Annotated in this window: 15 protein-coding genes and 1 pseudogene; 11 read left to right on the forward strand and 5 right to left on the reverse strand. The window is 64.8% G+C overall.

Annotation, left to right across the window (positions count from 1 at the left end; all coding sequences use genetic code 11):
• Positions 1-26: 26 nt before the first annotated feature.
• Positions 27-644 (forward strand): class I SAM-dependent methyltransferase, encoded by a 618-nt coding sequence (locus HZR14_RS04390; protein ID WP_181691654.1) that lies wholly within the window; start codon positions 27-29, stop codon positions 642-644.
• A 293-nt stretch (positions 645-937) separates the two neighbouring features.
• Complete coding sequence (locus HZR14_RS04395) at positions 938-1,771, forward strand: DUF7093 family protein (protein ID WP_181691655.1); 834 nt, start codon at positions 938-940, stop codon at positions 1,769-1,771.
• A gap of 227 nt (positions 1,772-1,998) precedes the next feature.
• Here the strand turns inward: HZR14_RS04395 and HZR14_RS04400 are convergent, their stop codons facing one another.
• Positions 1,999-3,204: an MFS transporter gene (locus tag HZR14_RS04400; protein ID WP_181691656.1), complete on the reverse strand. Its 1,206-nt coding sequence runs from the start codon at positions 3,202-3,204 to the stop codon at positions 1,999-2,001.
• Between the two features lie 370 nt (positions 3,205-3,574).
• Between HZR14_RS04400 and HZR14_RS14555 the strand changes: the two are divergent.
• The 4 genes and pseudogenes from HZR14_RS14555 to HZR14_RS04415 form a co-directional block, all read left to right on the forward strand.
• Positions 3,575-3,853 (forward strand): annotated as a pseudogene (locus HZR14_RS14555) (hypothetical protein); the annotation flags it as partial.
• 60 nt (positions 3,854-3,913) lie between these two features.
• Positions 3,914-5,194, forward strand: a complete 1,281-nt coding sequence (locus HZR14_RS04405; RefSeq protein ID WP_181691657.1) for an adenosylhomocysteinase — start codon at positions 3,914-3,916, stop codon at positions 5,192-5,194.
• Between the two features lie 244 nt (positions 5,195-5,438).
• Entirely contained in the window at positions 5,439-6,278 is an 840-nt protein-coding gene (locus HZR14_RS04410) for a M14 family metallopeptidase (RefSeq protein WP_181691658.1), read from the forward strand.
• 254 nt (positions 6,279-6,532) lie between these two features.
• Positions 6,533-8,092, forward strand: a complete 1,560-nt coding sequence (locus tag HZR14_RS04415; protein ID WP_181691659.1) for an RNA-guided endonuclease InsQ/TnpB family protein — start codon at positions 6,533-6,535, stop codon at positions 8,090-8,092.
• On the opposite strand, the gene HZR14_RS04420 is transcribed toward HZR14_RS04415, so the two are convergent.
• Entirely contained in the window at positions 8,064-9,065 is a 1,002-nt protein-coding gene (locus HZR14_RS04420; protein WP_181691660.1) for a PAS domain-containing protein, read from the reverse strand. The two genes, HZR14_RS04415 and HZR14_RS04420, sit on opposite strands and share 29 nt — an antisense overlap.
• 171 nt (positions 9,066-9,236) lie before the next feature.
• On the opposite strand from HZR14_RS04420, the gene htpX reads away from it, so the two are divergent.
• Both htpX and HZR14_RS04430 read left to right on the forward strand, forming a co-directional pair.
• Positions 9,237-10,103 (forward strand): zinc metalloprotease HtpX, encoded by an 867-nt coding sequence (gene htpX, locus HZR14_RS04425; protein WP_181691661.1) that lies wholly within the window; start codon positions 9,237-9,239, stop codon positions 10,101-10,103.
• A 243-nt stretch (positions 10,104-10,346) separates the two neighbouring features.
• Entirely contained in the window at positions 10,347-10,898 is a 552-nt protein-coding gene (locus HZR14_RS04430; RefSeq protein ID WP_181691662.1) for an Ig-like domain-containing protein, read from the forward strand.
• Here HZR14_RS04430 and HZR14_RS04435 read toward each other — a convergent pair.
• A complete protein-coding gene (locus HZR14_RS04435) occupies positions 10,895-11,206 on the reverse strand; it encodes a DUF5783 family protein (RefSeq protein ID WP_181691663.1) in 312 nt (103 codons plus the stop codon). The genes HZR14_RS04430 and HZR14_RS04435 overlap by 4 nt on opposite strands.
• An 88-nt stretch (positions 11,207-11,294) precedes the next feature.
• On the opposite strand from HZR14_RS04435, the gene HZR14_RS04440 reads away from it, so the two are divergent.
• Entirely contained in the window at positions 11,295-11,894 is a 600-nt protein-coding gene (locus HZR14_RS04440) for a deoxyuridine 5'-triphosphate nucleotidohydrolase (protein WP_181691664.1), read from the forward strand.
• Positions 11,895-11,935: 41 nt separating this feature from the next.
• Complete coding sequence (locus HZR14_RS04445; protein WP_181691665.1) at positions 11,936-12,616, forward strand: class I SAM-dependent methyltransferase; 681 nt, start codon at positions 11,936-11,938, stop codon at positions 12,614-12,616.
• 22 nt (positions 12,617-12,638) lie between these two features.
• Here the strand turns inward: HZR14_RS04445 and HZR14_RS04450 are convergent, their stop codons facing one another.
• Positions 12,639-13,121, reverse strand: a complete 483-nt coding sequence (locus HZR14_RS04450) for a dihydrofolate reductase (protein ID WP_181691666.1) — start codon at positions 13,119-13,121, stop codon at positions 12,639-12,641.
• 97 nt (positions 13,122-13,218) lie between these two features.
• Positions 13,219-13,785 (reverse strand): DUF1684 domain-containing protein, encoded by a 567-nt coding sequence (locus tag HZR14_RS04455; protein WP_181691667.1) that lies wholly within the window; start codon positions 13,783-13,785, stop codon positions 13,219-13,221.
• A 107-nt stretch (positions 13,786-13,892) separates the two neighbouring features.
• On the opposite strand from HZR14_RS04455, the gene HZR14_RS04460 reads away from it, so the two are divergent.
• Positions 13,893-16,289 carry an ATP-dependent DNA helicase gene (locus HZR14_RS04460; RefSeq protein ID WP_181691668.1) on the forward strand — a complete coding sequence of 799 codons (2,397 nt, stop codon included), beginning with the start codon at positions 13,893-13,895 and terminating at the stop codon, positions 16,287-16,289.
• Positions 16,290-16,442 lie beyond the last annotated feature (153 nt).

Below are 16,442 nucleotides of genomic sequence, written 5' to 3' on the forward strand. Positions count from 1 at the left end.
TTAGGTCGCGGCCACGGATCTTCAACGTGGATTCAAACGAGGTCCGACACCAGTGGGAAACCCGCTCCGGGGAATATTCGCCGGCGTATTACGCACACTACGGCCCGGACGAGACGAGCGAGACGCTCCGGGAGATATTCGATCGGTTCCTCGGGCGGGACGCACGGATCCTCGAACTCGGCTGCAGTTCGGGGCGGCATCTCGCACACCTCAAAGAGAGCGGGTTCGACACCCTCGCGGGGATCGAACTCAACGGCGACGCCTTCGACGTCATGGCGGAGACGTACCCCGAATTGGCCGCCGACGGGACGTTCTATCACGACGCGATCGAGGACGTCGTCGGGGAGTTCGCCGACGACCGGTTCGACGCCGTCTACTCCGTCGAGACGCTTCAGCACGTCCACCCGGACGCCGAGTGGGTCTTCGAGGAGACCGCCCGGATCGCCGACGATATTATCGTTACGGTCGAAAACGAGGGCGACGGTGACGTCTCCCGGTCGGAGCCTCCGGAGGTGAACTACGTTACCGAGGACGTCCCCCTGTACTATCGCAACTGGGAGCACGTCTTCGGCGAGTTAGGGTTCGTCGGGATCGAGACCACGGTCGGCGCGCGCGATACCGTCCGAACGTTCCGTTCGACGTGAACCCACCCCGACGCAAGTGGTTCGAGAGACCTCGTCTCTCGTCATCATGGAAGACTCCGTCTTCCGAACGACCCCGAGGCACTCGGCTTGACCCGCCTGTAGCGACGGACACTCGGTGACCGGTTCGGGACGCCGATCGACCGGTTCGAGACGCCGATCGACCGGTTCGGGACGCCGATCGACCAGTTCGAAACCGTCCGCGGGGATCCCCTTTCGCGGAGCCCGGATTGTGTCAGACACACGCACGACGGTATGTGTATGTTTATTTTACCCCAGGCACGAAGCCGTACTCGATGGGAGTCCGATGTACGGCGTTGGGGCACGTCTACGAGACGACGGAGTTCGAAGAACACCGCAAGGAGCGCCCCGAGGGGGTGGTGTTGATCTGCCGGGAGTACCAGGTCTGTAGTCGCTGTGGCAGCCGCGAGGAACTGTACCGCAACGAACGGCTGTTGACGCCCCGCGATTCCGGGGACGGGGACGGATCGGGCGAGCAACGCGATCAGACGGCCGATTCCGCCCCGTCCGACGCGGACACCTCGGGGACGAGCGAGGACGTGACGCGGGGGCGGACCGCCGGGGAGACGGCCCGCCCCGACCCCGGGGACGAGCGCGAGCCGTCCGCCCCGACCGACGCTGCTCGGGCGGTCGATCCGTCGGACTCCACCTGGGACGCCGACTTGGTGAACGCCAACCAAGACGTCGACCTGGTTGACTCCCGCGGGGACGTCGACTCGGTATCCCCGGACGTGAACGCCGGTCCGGAGGGGGCGAGCGGGGAGGGATGGGCCGATTCCGGGGACGGCGAGGACAGCGAAAACAGCAGGGACAGCGAAAACAGCAGGGACAGCGAAAACAGCCGGGCACGACCGGACGCTGACACGAACGATCGGGAGCAAACGAGCACCGAGGGGGACGATGACGACCCGATCGACGACGCCGTCATCATCTCCGACACCGCGGACTCGAACGCGGCGTCGAGCGATTACGGGCGCGACACCGCCTCCGACGACGGGGAGACGATCGGCTGTCGGGCCTGCGGGCGGACGTGGTCCGGGGAGGCGACGTCGCTCCGCGATGGCGACCTCTGCCCCGAGTGTCGACGCGGCTACGTAGAAACGGCTTGAGGCACCCACACTGTCGGTTGCGCCGCTTTCGGCGTCTCCCCCTCTTTCGGGGGTGGTACTTCCCAGGAAGGGATTGTTTGACCGCCTCATCCTTCGACCCTATTTCGACACCGTCGCGTGGAATCCCCGGCCAGAGTGTCGTCGGTGGGTTGTGGGTGATTTGCCGGATTCACGCCCGTCCCCAGAGCGCTCCGCGTTCTGGTGTGCGAACGAGAGCGTCACTCTCCTCAACGCCGTGAACGGCGGGATTCTCTCCTCGCAGAAAGGTAGCCCCCGAGCAGTGTGTTGCCCGCGATCAACACGAATCCGCCCCCGAACAGGACCGCGAGCGTTCCGAAGGCGGCCCCCCATCCGAACAGGTCCGCGGCGACCCCGACGCCGACGGATCCGGCGGATCCGATGACGGTGTAGACCGTTCTGACGAGCCCGAATCCGGCACCCCGTTCAGCCTCGCCAAGGGCGTCCATGAACCGCGGATCGACGGCCGAAAAGAAACTGGAGCCGAACCCGACCAGCAGGACGGAGACGGCGAGGCGGCCCGCCCCGGAGACGGTGACGAATCCGATCATGCCGAGCGCTCCGGCGAGCATGGCAATACCGATCGCCGGGTCACGGCCGAAGCGATCCGAGAGCCGGCCGACAGCGACCTGTCCGCCGGTTCGAACGACGAAAAACGCCGAAAACACGACGCCGGCCGCGCCCGGTGAGTACGCGTGAAAATCGACGAGGAACGTGGGCAAAAACGACATGAGCCCCTGTACGGCGTACGTTCCGACCGTCGCGATGGCGAGCGAAAAGAGAATCGCGGGTCGCGAGAGCAGTTCGGCCAGCGCCCCGAGATGCAGACGCTCGCGCATGGGCTGGTCGGGGCGTCGCGGCTCCGTCGGCTCGACGTACCGGACGAACAACACGAAGATCGGGATCCCGACGAGTGTCGACAGCGCGACCGCCGGACGCCACCCGTATCTGACACTGACCCAGGCGGCGGCGACGGGGGCGATCAGACCGGCAAGGGGGCCGCCGACCGAGTGCAGCCCGACGGCCGTTCCAAGGTCGTCGAACGTCCGCGAGAGCAGGGTCGTCGCCACGGCGTAGTGGAGGCCGGCGACGAGCCCGAGGACGACAGCCGCCACCACGAACGCCGGAAACGCGGGGGTGGCCGCGAGGAGAACGCTCATTGCTGTCGTCCCCCCGACCGCGACGAGGATCACCCGGCGTTCGCCGTAGCGATCGGCCAAGATACCGCTTGGGAACTGCGAGACGCCGTATGCGAGCCACATCCCCGAGAGTGCGACCCCGATTGCCGTGTTCGATATCTCGAAGTCCGCAACGATGAACGGGACGGCGGGACTGATCGCCAACCGGGCGAAATACGTCACGAAGAAGGCGAGCATACACAGCGACAACACAGTATAGCGGTACTCCCAGTTCATCCCGACCGTGACTCACGTACTGTTGGGCGGCGTCGACAGCGCATGGCGTCCTTTCTCACGATGGACGGATGAATCAACCGTTGTGTGCGCCCGATGAATGAGATCGTATGGATGCGGGGACACCCGATGAGATCGTATGAGGACGATACCCGAGGACGCCGGGCGACGGACCTGCGAGCGACCCGTCCCCCGTCTCTAGAGTAATTACAGGCCGAGTGCCTCGGGGTCGTACGGAAATCGAAGATTTCCGTGATGACGAGACGCTTCACGTCTCGAACCACTTGCCCCCGAGGGTGAAGGCCGTACGCTCGGCCTACACGTGCTCCGTGTGGTTGATGTACCGTTCGACAGTCCGACTGCTCATACCGGGGACCGCGACCTGAACGCCGCAAAGAACGTGCTCGACCGCGGGCTCATACTGACGGACAAAAGAATGTACACACGACGCACGAGGATCACGCCGTTCGACGGAGCGAACGGCGGATCACTCGTGAGTCGGTTTCATTTGATTTCGTCTACCAGTATCAATACTCTTCATGGGGGGGCGGGACGCTCCGAATCAACGCCTGTGCAGACTGTCCTCCCTGTGTTCACCGCTCTTCGGGTGGATGCAAAGGACGTCGTGGAAGCAGGAAACCCCGCGGCTTGACCGCGGGGCAGGTTCATGGCGTTCGGTAGCGTTTTCCCGCCCTCGCCCCTCGTCGTATCTATGAACCATCCGACGATCACCGACGCGCTCGAGGACCCGGCCGGGACAGGCGAGTCCGGCCGCAAGAAGATCGAGTGGGCCCGCCAGCACATGCCGATCATGACCTCGATCGACGAGGACTTCGGTTCGGAGCGGCCTCTCGAAGGCGAAACCATCGCCATGGCGATGCACGTCGAGGCGAAGACGGCCGTCCTGACGGAGGTCCTCGCCGAGGCCGGCGCGGACGTCGCGATCACCGGCTGTAACCCGTTGTCGACACACGACGACGTCTCCGCGGCGCTGGACCGACACGACGCGATCACCTCCTACGCCAAACACGGCGTCGACGACGAGGAGTACTACGCCGCCATCGAGGCCACGCTGGACCACGAGCCGACGGTCACCGTCGACGACGGCGGCGACTTGGTAATGGCGATCCACGAGGAGCACCCCGAGTTGATCGATTCGATCCTCGGCGGCTGTGAGGAGACGACGACGGGCGTCCACCGCCTGCGGGCGATGGACGACGACGGCGAGTTACACTACCCGATGTTCGCCGTCAACGACACGCCGATGAAGCGGCTCTTCGACAACGTCCACGGCACCGGCGAGGCCTCGCTGTCGAACATCGCGATGACGACGAACCTCTCGTTCGCCGGCAAGACGGTCGTCGTCGCCGGCTACGGCTACTGCGGGAAGGGCGTCGCAAAAAAGGCGAAGGGCCAGAACGCACACGTGGTCGTCACCGAGGTCGAACCTCGTCGCGCCCTGGAGGCACACATGGAGGGGTACGAGGTCCGCCCGATGGCCGAGGCCGCCGAGGAGGGCGACATCTTCGTGACGACGACGGGCAACCGCGACGTGATCGTCGAAGAGCACTTCGAGCGGATGACCGACGGCGCCGTCCTCGCGAACGCCGGCCACTTCAACGTCGAGATCGACCTCGATTCGCTCGACGATTTGGCCGTCGCCCGCAGCGAGGTCAGAGACGGCATCGAGGCGTTCGAGATGCCGGACGGCAGACGGCTCAACGTCCTCGCGGAGGGCCGCCTCGTCAACCTCGCCTCGCCGGTCGCGATGGGGCACCCCATCGAGGTGATGGACCAGAGCTTCGGGATCCAGGCCGTCTGCGTGCGCGAAATGGTCGAACACGCCGAGTCCTACGGTCCCGGCGTCCACGGGGTCCCGGACGAACTCGACCGGGAGGTCGCCGAGATCAAACTCGACGCCGAGGGGATCGGGATCGACGCACTAAGCGACGAGCAGGCGGAGTACATGAACAGCTGGCAGCACGGCACGTGATCTCCTCGTGATCGCCGCCCGCAGCCCCCGGACGATCCGTCCGTCGGCAGGCTCGGATCGCCCCGCTCGATGGCCGACGCCCCCGACGGCACCGTCGCGACGGCGGCGGCGCTGACGTCGTCGAGCCGACCTCGACCGGTCTCGGCGGCGACCGTTCGCCCTCACGGGTCGCGAACCGGTCGGCCACCGGCGGCCGACGGAGCCGATGCCGCACGTTATTTTCCCCCGCCTCGTAGCGGCCGGCATGAACGTACTCGATCGCGGGTCGGCGGGGTCGGCCACCGTGGCGGTCGTCGGCGGCATCCACGGCGACGAACCGGCCGGCGAGCGGATCGTCGACCGACTCGCCGACACGCTTTCGGCCCCCGAGGCGGCCGGGGGCGACGGAACCGTCCGGCTGATCGTGGCCAACGAACCGGCGCTGGCCGCCGGAACGCGCTACACCGATACCGATTTAAATCGGGCGTTCCCCGGCGACGCCGACAGCGACGACTACGAGCGCGCGCTCGCGGTCCGGCTCGCGGACGCCATCGCGGAGGCCGATGCGGTGCTCGCGATCCACACCTCCCACAGCGCGCCGCCGCCGTTTGCCATCTACAGCCACCTCACTGAATCGGTCCGGCGGACGGTGACCGGGATGCCCATCGACTACGTCCTCGATTCGAGCGGGCTCCGGGGGACGACGCTGGACTCGGCCGTCGAGAACACGGTGTCCGTCGAGGCCGGCCGCCAGGGCAGCCAGGAGGCCGTCGAGTTCGGCTACGAGGCCGCGCTCGCGTTTCTGCGGGCCCACGGCGCGCTCGCCGACGAACCGCCGTCGTTCACCGAGACGACCATCGTGGAGGGTGACGAGGAAGTGCCGAAGGGCGGCGGCGACCCGCACGTGTACTACGACAACTTCGAGGAGATTCCCGCGGGCAACGTGTTTGCCCGCGACGACGTCTACACCCACCGTGTCGAGGAGTCGGGCGTCGTGCCGGTGCTCGCGAGCGAAGACGGCTACGAGAGCATCTTCGGGATCTACGGCCGGATCGTGGGGACGCTCTCGCCGCCGGAGGACGTCGAAGGGTTATCGGACGGATAGTCGAAATCGGAATCGGAGTCAGAGTCGGCGTCGGAGTCGGAGTTTGTCCCGACAGTGCTTTGTTACAGCGGTAGCGAGGCGAAAGCCCACCCCTTCAGCAGTTTTGTCGGCGGAGCCCCCGCCCTCAAGGAGCGAGGCGGTGCCGAGCGAGTAGGGCGGGGAGGAAGCCGACACAAGAGTGACAAACACGTCCCCAAACCACTTGAAACAACTATTATCAGTACATTCAAATAGCCAGACAATAACACGAACATATGGTCGTGGATGCGTATCGAACTGCACCACTTCCCACGCAAGTGAGTGGCGACACAGTCCAAGCGCTCCACGACACCGCCGAACAATACTACTACTGTCAAAACCAAACCACGGACTACTGCTGGCCCGACCACCCCAAGAAACCAAGCGATCTCATCACCACAAAACGTGAGGTTCGAGACGAGATATACGCACGGTTGAAAAGTGAAACAGACCTCAACGCGAACCTCGTCCAAGCTGCCATCAAACAAACCGTCGAGAACATAGCCGGGTTGAAAACTGACTGGAAGAAAGGCCGTCGAATCAGCAAGCCAGAATACGACTCTTCCGAAGAGGGCTGGTCGGTGCTCTTCGACAAACGGTCTTCCACGTTCCGAAAGTGGAAAGCTACACTTTCACTAGTCGACGGCAACCGCCACGAGACACAGTTCATCCTCCCGGAGTCGCTAGATAACCCGTATGGAGGGTACGTCCTCTCTGACGTGTTCGAGTATCAGACACTGCGAATCGTGTACCGACCAGACAGCCCGTCTGACCACGAGTTCTACGCGCACGTCCAGACGAGGACAGAGGTCGAACCAGCACCATTACCACACCCGGAATCAATACCGAACACTACTGCTTTCGGAGAGCTTGTCGGCTCGGCATGGCAGGAGTCTATTCGTTCACGCGGCAACGGTTCTGACACGCAAAAGCACCAACGAGTGCTTGGCGTGGACCGAAACGTGACCGGATACTCTGTCGTGACGAGTGCAGGCGGGTTCCACGGAAGCGCCGACCACTTGAATCATCGACGCACCAACTGGGAGAACACTCGAGCCGGACTCCAACAAACCGGCACACGCTCCGCTCACCGCACGCTACAGTCCATGAAGGGTCGAGAATGGCGTTGGTTCGACCAACTTGCTCACTCCATCGCGAATGCCATTTGCGTTGATGTGATCCGCGTTCGTGCTACTCACGTTGTGTTCGAGCGGCTGCTCGACATTCGACAGCGGATCTCAAACAAGAAAGAGTACCAGCAATGGTTCTTCAAGCGCGTTGAAGACTACGTGGAGTACAAACTCGAACCGTACGATATGGTCGTTGACGACGTGAGCGGTGCATACACGAGTCAAGCGTGTAGTCGAATGGATTGTTCACACGTTGCTCGTTCGAATCGGTCTGGTAAAGAGTTTGAGTGTGGAGAGTGTGGGTACGCGTTGGATGCGGATTTGAACGCGGCGAAGAACGTTGCGTATCGCTATGTTCGAGAGGAGTTCTACGGTGATTCCGTTGCGGAGGGTGAGAATTGGTTCGATGTGGTCGAGCAAGCCGAAGAAGCGGATACTGGTGTCTCGGAGTCGCACAAGTCGTCTTCGGGACGGGCTGCCTCGGAAGCAACCGAGGATACGGATAGTCAACCAGCCCCGATGACTACGATAGTCTTGAAGTCTGGACTCTTAGAGCTTGATGGGCGTTTTGCCGGTGAAGAGTGGCCTCAACCAGCCACGGTGGATGTAACCGCCGAGTCACGGACAAGCCCCACCCTCAACGAAGCGACGTCAGTCGCTGAGTAGGGTGGGGTAGTTGACCCGCCAGCAGCCGCTGTGATATCTCGTGCAGACCTTCCAGGCGTTCTTCGAATCGCTGCCGTTCGAGTTCGTACCCGGCCCACTGTCCGAGAAGCTTGATGACCTCTCGTTCGCCGGCGGTGAATTCCCGGTCACGGTCGTGTGGGGCCGCAAAGCAGAACGTCCCGTAGAGATTCTCGCCGACCAGCACCTTTGTTCCGATATAACAGCCCAACTCGAACAGTTCGTACGCCGGGTCGTCGTCACCCAACTCCGCCCGTGCATCCTGCATACCGACTAGGTCGTCGCTTTCGATGGTCTTCCGACAGTACGACTGCTCTATCGGTGCCGATTCGTCCGGCTGGAGGAGTGTATGATCGCCAACAGCGTGGACAATCTCTTGTGTGTCTTCCTCTATTCTCGACAGGAACCCATACGGCAGGTCCAGGTACTCACATCCGATAGAGAGGATGCGTTCGGCTTTTTCTTCGAACGTGAGAGCGTTCTCAGCGCCAATCTGGTAGAGTGTAGCCAGCACCTCCTGTTTTCGTTCTGCCGCCCGTACCCTCCGCTCGTGCTCTGTCACGTCCCGAACTACGCCGACGATATCTTCAGTACCGTCGTCGCGGACGTGTGTCGAGACGCGAACGTCTACCACTCGCTTGGGTTCTTGGCCAATCTCGAACGTCAGGGTCTTGTCTTGGATCTCGCCGTCGGAAAGGTCGTGTATCGCCGTACCGAATCGATCAAACTCCTCCGGGTGAGCTAGTGCTGATTCGACGAGGGTATCGAACGTCTCACCGACCAGTTCGTTCCGCTCCCGTCCAATCAGCGAGCAAAGCGAGTCGTTGACGTAGGTGATGGTCCCGTCCAGATTGACGACGAAAACGCCGTCTCGAACGGCTTCGATGATGAATCGATAGGTGCTGGTACCCTCTTCGTAGTCCCCCAAAGCACCATTGTAGGGATCTGTATCCATAGTTACAAGTCGTGCTGAGAATAGATAGGACTTGTTCCACCACGGACCACAGCGCCGTGAAGAGAGAGTTGCCGCACAGTGCGGAGCCTGTCGCGCGGCAGTTATAAATGGCCGGGATGCGGCTCGGACCGACCGCGACAGTTTTTATTCGCTCACCACCAACGGGGATGTATGGAATGGCAAACCGACTGGGGCTTGCGGTTTCGCATGGGCTTTACCATGTTCTTGCTCTTCGCCCTCTATCTCGTCTTCGTCGGCGTACTGGCGGCGTACTTCGGAAACGTGTTGTTCGCCGTGGTCATGCTCGGGGCCTTCTCGATCGTCCAGTACTTCTTCAGCGACAAACTCGCGTTGCGCGCGATGGGGGCGGAGACGGTCAGCGAGTCGGAGTATCCGGAGCTACACGCCCGGATCGGTCGACTCGCCCAGCAGGCCGACCTACCGAAACCGACGGTCGCGGTCGCCGACGACCGGACGCCGAACGCCTTTGCGACCGGCCGATCGCCCTCGAACGCCGCGGTCTGTGTCACGACGGGGGTCCTTCGGACGCTCGATGACGACGAACTGGACGGCGTGTTGGCCCACGAACTCGCCCACGTCAAGAACCGCGACGTGGCCGTGATGACGATCGCGTCGTTCCTCTCGACGATCGCCTTCTTTATCGTCCGGTGGGGCTGGCTCTTCGGCGGCCGAAACCGCAACGGTGCCCCGCTCATCGTCGCCATCGTCGTCTCGCTTCTCGTATGGGTGATCTCGTTTCTGCTCATCCGCGCGCTCAGTCGCTACCGGGAGTACAGCGCCGACCGCGGCGCGGCGATGATCACTGGCAACCCCTCGGCGCTCGCGACGGCGCTGATGAAGATCTCCGGGCGGATGGAACAGGTCCCCGAGGAGGACCTCCGCGAGCAGGCCGACATGAACGCCTTCTTTATCATCCCGATCCAGAAGGGGTTCATCGGCAGAATCGCCTCGACGCACCCACCGACCGAGCAACGGATCGAGAAACTCCGCGAACTCGAACGCGAGATGGAACAGTAGGCGGCCCTCCCCGCCAGTCCACCCTTCGTCCGTCTCCACCGCCCTTCGTCCATCTCCCTCGCCCTTCGTCCATCTCCACCGCCCTTCGTCCATCTCCACCGCCCTTCGTCCATCTCCACCGCCCTTCGTCCATCTCCACCGCCCTTCGTCCATCTCCACCGCCCTTCGTCCCGGCGCTTGCCCTCGGATCCGTGCGCCGAACGTCTGACGGGTATTTAAGCGATCCAGTGCCGCAATACCGGTATGTACACGCGTCGTACGCTACTCGGCTCCGCCGCGGCCGCGGGCGCGACACTCCCCTTGGCTGGCTGTACGGGGGCGCTCGGCGGGGATGCCGAGGGAGACACCGAGGACGAAGACGGAACGGACGGGGACGACCCCGACGGAACCGAAGCCGAAGGAACCAACGAGGACACCGATACCCGAACAACGGAGGAGCCGGACGGGGCTCGACTCGGGGAGCTTTCGATCCAGAACACTCACGATGAGGACCACCGGATCCAGTTGGCCGTCGAGGCGGGCGAGGAGATGCTCCATCTCGGGACCTACGAACTCGACGCCGACGGGGGTAGCCGAACGATCGAGGGGGCGTGGGGGGAGACCCCCGGCGAGTACCGGATTCACGTCACGCTCGACGACGGCGACGTACGGACGACGAACGTGATCGACAGTATCGGGACGGGCACCGACTGCGCCCGCGTGCTCGTCCGGGTCGGGACCGGCGGCGACCTCGCGGTCTGGACCGGCGCGAACTGCGGGGCCAGCGCCGGGGACTCGGACCTCGCGGACGCCTAATCGAACGTCCGTTCGAGTTCGGCTTCGATCGCCTCGACGTACTCGGCGAGTACGGTCTCGAATCGGTCCTCCCCGACGACGACGCCCGTCTCCGAGAGCCGACCGTAGGGGTCTTCGGGGATCTCGAGATAGAACCCCTCGTCGTCGTCGTAGAACGGCTCCGACTCGTTGAGCACGCTCTGGTCGATCCCGTGGATCAACGACGAGTCGTACTCGTCGTTCAGGCGGTTGAACACGTTCTTGTACGCCTGCTGGAGCTGCGGAAAGAGGTCGACGTACTTCTGCTCGTCGAAGGTTTCGGCGTCCATGGACGGCGCTTGGGTATCGATCACCAAAAACGGGTCGGACCGGTGCGACGAGCGCAACGGTTTTTATACGCCCACCCGACCGGCCGGTATGTACCGAAGCGGCGCGTTCGTCGCAGACCACGTCGAACCGACGACCGACGCACAGCGCCAGCCCAACGGCGTCGACCTGACGCTTGAGGCGGTCTTCCGACAGTGCGAGCCAGGGCGGATCGGCCGCGACGACAAGGCCGTCGGCGGGCGAGAGGAACTCGACCCGATCGAACGCGGCTCGGAGGACTTCGCTCCGGAGGCGGACGGCGATGACGATACCGCCGGCGATAACGATGCCGGCGGCGATAACGATGCCGGCGGCGATGACGATTCCGGCGGCCGCGTCTACCGCCTCCCGCCGGGCGGCTACGTCGTCCGCTACGGCGAGACGGTTTCGATCCCCGCGGACCACGTCGGGTTTATCTATCCCCGGTCGTCGCTGCTGCGGAACTCCTGTATGCTCGATACGGCGGTGTGGGACGCCGGCTACGAGGGAAAAGGCGAGGGGTTACTCGAGGTGTATCACGACGTCGAGATCGAGGCCGGGGCCCGGATCGCACAGTTCGTCCTCGCGGAGGCGAACCACGAGGGGACCTACGACGGGACGTACCAGGGCGAGAACGTCCGGGAGGGTCCAGAACGCACGACCGGCGGGTGACGATCCGCTGCCGTTTACTTGTTCCGGGCCGTGCGTGAGGTATGAGCGTTCGCGTGGAGTTCGACGAGTGGGCGGCAGACGGCCGCGACCGTGGGATGGAACGGCGACACTGGCACACGGCGAAACACGCCCTGGGACGGATGCCCGTCGAGGCGGGCGAGACCGTCCTCGATTTGGGCTGTGGCAGCGGCTACGCCGGCCGGGCGCTCCGGGAGGCCAAGGACGCCGGCCGCGTCTACGGCCTCGACGGTGCCCCGGAGATGACGAGAAACGCCCGGAGCTACACCGACGACCCGGCGGTAGGCTACGTCGTCGGCGACTTCGACTCGCTGGCGTTTTCGGACGACAGCGTCGACCACGCGTTCTCGATGGAGGCGTTCTACTACGCGCCCGACCCCCACAACACGCTCAGAGAGCTCAAACGCGTCCTCCGTCCCGGCGGCACGTTCTACTGCGCGGTGAACTACTTCGAGGAGAACGTTCACACCCACGGCTGGCAGGAGAACATCTCGATCGAGATGACGCGGTGGGATTACGGGGAGTACCGCGAGGCGTTCCGCGAGGCCGGCTTCCACGTCGCCGAACAGGACACGATCCCCGACCGCGAGACGGAGATCCCGCCCGAAAGCGAGTTCCCGACCGACGAGTGGGAGCGCCGAGCGGACATGCTCGAGCGCTACCGCGAGTACGGGACGCTTTTGACCGTCGGGGTCGTCCCCTGAGCGCGGAACACGGCATACCGTCTCAACGCTCGCTTCGCCGCCAATCCTCGACGGTGAACCGATCGTGCGGGATCTCCCGCGTCAGCGTCCACGCATCGGCGTCGAAGGCCGGATACCGGCAATCACCCTCGTAGGTACCGTGGACGCGGCTCAACACCATCCGGTCGACGTGCGGCTGGAACAGCCGGTACACCTCGGCACCCCCCAGCACGTAGCCGTCCCCCGCTCCCAGCGACTCGGCGCACCCGATCGCCGCCTCGACACCGTCGACGACGTGTGCGGTCTCGACGTCGTACCCCTCCACCGTCCGGCTCAAGACGACCTGTTCGCTGCCGGGCAGGTCGGACCGCATCGACTCGAACGTTCGGCGGCCGAGGATCACCGCCGAGTCGGCGACCCGTTGGCGGTACTGTCGTTTGTCCGCCGGGATCGACGCCCAGGGGAGTTCGCCGGCACAGCCGATGACACCGTTTTCCGCGACCGCGGCGACCGAAACCAGCTCCATACGGACCCAAGGGCGGGAGCTACCATACGTGTTTCTTCGACGGCGTCGGCCCCGTCCGCGGGCGGCCTCGGCGCTCGGACGTCACCGCCCCGAGCGGTCACTCCTCGTAGCGCTCGCCGGCCGGGATCGCCACGTCGAGCCAGTTCTCCTGTGGTGGCAGCGGGCACTCGTAGGCACCGCTGTACGCACAGAAGGGATTGTACGCGAGGTTGAAATCCAGCGTGAACGTGACGTCGTCCTCCAGGTTGCCGTCGTAGTGCAGTTCGATGTAACGGCCGCCCGGATAGGTCTGTTGGCCCGTCGTCTTATCGCGGAAGGGGACGAAAAGCGACCCCTCACTCCGGTCGACGCGGCGGTAGCCGACGAGCGTCTGTTCTGTCCCCTCGCCGCGCTGGTCGGGTACCTCGAAGTGCAAACGTGCCGCACGCTCGTATAGCTGCTCGCCGTCGCTGCTCGTCTCCATCGTCACCGTCTCGTCGCTTCCGTCGAGTTCGACCGTCGCCTCGACGCGGTAGTCGGGGTTCGGTTCGAAGTACTCGAGGCCGTCGAAATCACGGCGCGCGTCTGGTCCGAGCGGCGAGGAGTGTGGCTCCTCGAACTTCTCGTCTTTCTGTGCCCGATACGATACGAGTTCCTCGCGCCAGGCTTCGACGTCGAACTCCATACCCCCGGTTTGCGGTCCCGATCAATAAGCCGTCCGGCGTGCCTTTCGGTAGCACGACGGTGGCCCCGGTCGATACGTCTTTACGTGAAGCCGAGTCAGTTCCGCCCGTGCCCCCGGATCCCGAGTGGCGGCCGATCTTCGGCCACGACGAACCCTACGACGACCAAGTCGACGGCATCGAGACCGCGATCGAGACCGCCACGGAGTCCGGATTCCTGGCGCTGGAAGGCGCGTGCGGGACCGGGAAGACGATGCTCGCACTCACCGCCGGAATCTCGCTGGTCAGAGACCCCGACTCGGTCTTCGAGCGCGTCTTCGTGTTGACGAGCGTCAAACAACAGCTCAAACAGTTCGAGGCCGACCTCCGGACGATCAACGCGGGCCTCCCCGACGGCTGGCGGCCCGTCTCGGCGATGACGCTCGTCGGGAAGGCCGACGTCTGCCCGTACAACCTCGCCGGGGCGGGCGAAATCGACGACGGAAACGTCTACGAGCGCTGTGAGGGGCTCCGGGAGCGGACCCGTGGGCTCGCCGACGGCGAGACGACGGCCGCCTCTCTGGCCGACGCCGCGAGGAGCCAACAGGTCGGGCTGGCCGACTCGGGGCGTGAGGCGACCTTTCTGGAGGCCGCCGGGGAGCCGACGCCGTATCCGAGATCGACCCCCGAATCCGGCGACGGCGGGACGGAGTACTGCCCGTTTTATGCGGGATATCTCGACGACGTGCCCGAGGACGGCGATCCGATCGAGGCCGTCCCGTTCGATCCGACCGACCGCGGTCTCATCGAGACCGACGACCTCGTCGGGCTGTCGGCGGGCCGCGGCAGCTGTCCACACTCGGTGATGGGCGCACTCCTCCCGAACGCCGAGGTGCTCGTCGGCAACTATTATCACGCCTTCGATCCGATGACCGTCGAGTCCTTTAGCGGCGGCCTCATCGACGAAACGACGTTCGTGATCTGCGATGAGGCCCACATGCTCGAACCGCGAGTCAGGGATCTCGTCGGCGACGGCGTCTCCGATCGGGCGCTCTCGGATGCGGCGTCCGAACTCTCCCGCGTCATCGAGCCGATCGCCGCGGTCGAGGAGGCCGGGGCGGGGACGCAGTACGGCGACGACGCGAAGGCACAGGCCGGAACGATCCGGGAGGAACTCGCCGACTCGGACGTGACGCTCGGCGAACTCCGCGACGTTCGGCGTTTTCTAAACGCCCTCGGCGACCGGTTGGACGACCGCGTGTGCGACCACCTCGACGACGACCGGCCCCGGTGGCGCGAGGAGCTTCCGGATCTCGAGGACCGCGAGATCCCGCTTCGGGACCCCGAACGGCCCGGAACGGACGAACTCACGCGGTGGGCCGAGCGTAACGGCTTCGACGCGCGGCTTTGGGGCCGCGCCGAGACGGTCTGTGCGGTCGCGGGTCGGGTGCTCGATACGCTCGAATCGGCGGACAAACGCCGCGCCGCCCCGTCGGTCGGTCGGACGCTCGGACGGTGGTACGAGGCGGATCACACGGAGTTCTTCCGGGAAATCGAACTGGAGCGGACCTGGGACGACACCCGCCCCGAGGGGACCTGGAAGCGGGCCTACACCGCCACCTATAGCCTTCACAACTGTCTGCCCGCGGGCGCGATCGGCGAGCGCCTCGACGAGTTCGGCGGCGGGGTGTTGATGAGCGCGACGCTCGAGCCACTCGACGTCTTCGCCGAGGTGACGGGGCTCGAACACCTCGAATCGGAGGCCGGCCGCCCCGTCGTCGAACGGACCTACGGTCTCGAGTTTCCCGAGGAGAACCGCGCGTCCTTCGCCCTCGCGGCCCCGAAGTTCACCTACGAGAATCGCGGCGGAACCGGAGAATCGACCCCGACGCGGCGCTCCCACGCCCGAGCGATCCGACAGGTCGCGGCCGCGCCCGGGAACGTCCTGGTCGGGATGCCCTCCTACCGGGAGGCCGAGTGGGCCGCCTCGACGCTCTCCGGGATCGAGAAACCCGTTCTGCTCGACGAGGCGACCGACGACGTGGCGACCGAGCGACTGAAACGGGAGTTCTTCGAGGGGGAACCGAAGGTACTGGTGACGAGCCTTCGCGGGACGCTCACCGAGGGCGTCGACTACCGCGGTGATCGCCTCTCGGCCGCCATCGTCTGTGGGGTCCCGATCATCAACACCGCGAGTCCCCGGATCCGGGCGGTCCGAACCGCCTACGAGCGGGCCTTCGGGGACGCCTCCGGGCAGTGCCCGGATGGCTCCTCGGGCGCGTCGGCGTCCGACGCCGGGTTCAAATACGCGCTCGCGGTACCCGCCGTCCGAAAGGCCAGGCAAGCGATCGGTCGTGTCATCCGCGGCCCCGAGGAGTGCGGCGTTCGGGTACTCTGTGACGAGCGCTACGCGAAGCCCTCCTGGAACAGCGTTCGCGAACTGCTCGGGGAGGCAGAACGTGAGGAGTTCCGCCCCGTCGGAACCGAGATGTTCGAGTACGCCCTCGATGGCTTCTGGAACCGGTAGGCCCGGACACGACGACCCGTCGCGGATCGACCGGCCGCTGGCGAGGCGACCGACCCGCAGGAACCGAGACGAACTCCGACCGCCCTCGCGGGTCACGTCCCGTCGTCCGGGCGTGCCCCTTCCCTTTTCCGGACGGGACACCGACTCGTGCCG

Origin of the sequence: Natronomonas salinimetallica (assembly GCF_013839515.1) — an archaeon.
GTDB lineage: Archaea > Halobacteriota > Halobacteria > Halobacteriales > Haloarculaceae > Natronomonas.

Excerpts from the sequence above, each read along its gene's own strand:
- HZR14_RS04395 (WP_181691655.1), top strand. The coding sequence starts at position 938 with ATGGGAGTCCGATGTACGGCGTTGGGGCACGTCTACGAGACGACGGAG.
- HZR14_RS04400 (WP_181691656.1), bottom strand. The coding sequence starts at position 3,204 with ATGAACTGGGAGTACCGCTATACTGTGTTGTCGCTGTGTATGCTCGCC.
- HZR14_RS04405 (WP_181691657.1), top strand. The coding sequence starts at position 3,914 with ATGAACCATCCGACGATCACCGACGCGCTCGAGGACCCGGCCGGGACA.
- HZR14_RS04410 (WP_181691658.1), top strand. The coding sequence starts at position 5,439 with ATGAACGTACTCGATCGCGGGTCGGCGGGGTCGGCCACCGTGGCGGTC.
- HZR14_RS04415 (WP_181691659.1), top strand. The coding sequence starts at position 6,533 with ATGGTCGTGGATGCGTATCGAACTGCACCACTTCCCACGCAAGTGAGT.
- HZR14_RS04420 (WP_181691660.1), bottom strand. The coding sequence starts at position 9,065 with ATGGATACAGATCCCTACAATGGTGCTTTGGGGGACTACGAAGAGGGT.
- htpX (WP_181691661.1), top strand. The coding sequence starts at position 9,237 with ATGGAATGGCAAACCGACTGGGGCTTGCGGTTTCGCATGGGCTTTACC.
- HZR14_RS04430 (WP_181691662.1), top strand. The coding sequence starts at position 10,347 with ATGTACACGCGTCGTACGCTACTCGGCTCCGCCGCGGCCGCGGGCGCG.
- HZR14_RS04435 (WP_181691663.1), bottom strand. The coding sequence starts at position 11,206 with ATGGACGCCGAAACCTTCGACGAGCAGAAGTACGTCGACCTCTTTCCG.
- HZR14_RS04440 (WP_181691664.1), top strand. The coding sequence starts at position 11,295 with ATGTACCGAAGCGGCGCGTTCGTCGCAGACCACGTCGAACCGACGACC.
- HZR14_RS04445 (WP_181691665.1), top strand. The coding sequence starts at position 11,936 with ATGAGCGTTCGCGTGGAGTTCGACGAGTGGGCGGCAGACGGCCGCGAC.
- HZR14_RS04450 (WP_181691666.1), bottom strand. The coding sequence starts at position 13,121 with ATGGAGCTGGTTTCGGTCGCCGCGGTCGCGGAAAACGGTGTCATCGGC.
- HZR14_RS04455 (WP_181691667.1), bottom strand. The coding sequence starts at position 13,785 with ATGGAGTTCGACGTCGAAGCCTGGCGCGAGGAACTCGTATCGTATCGG.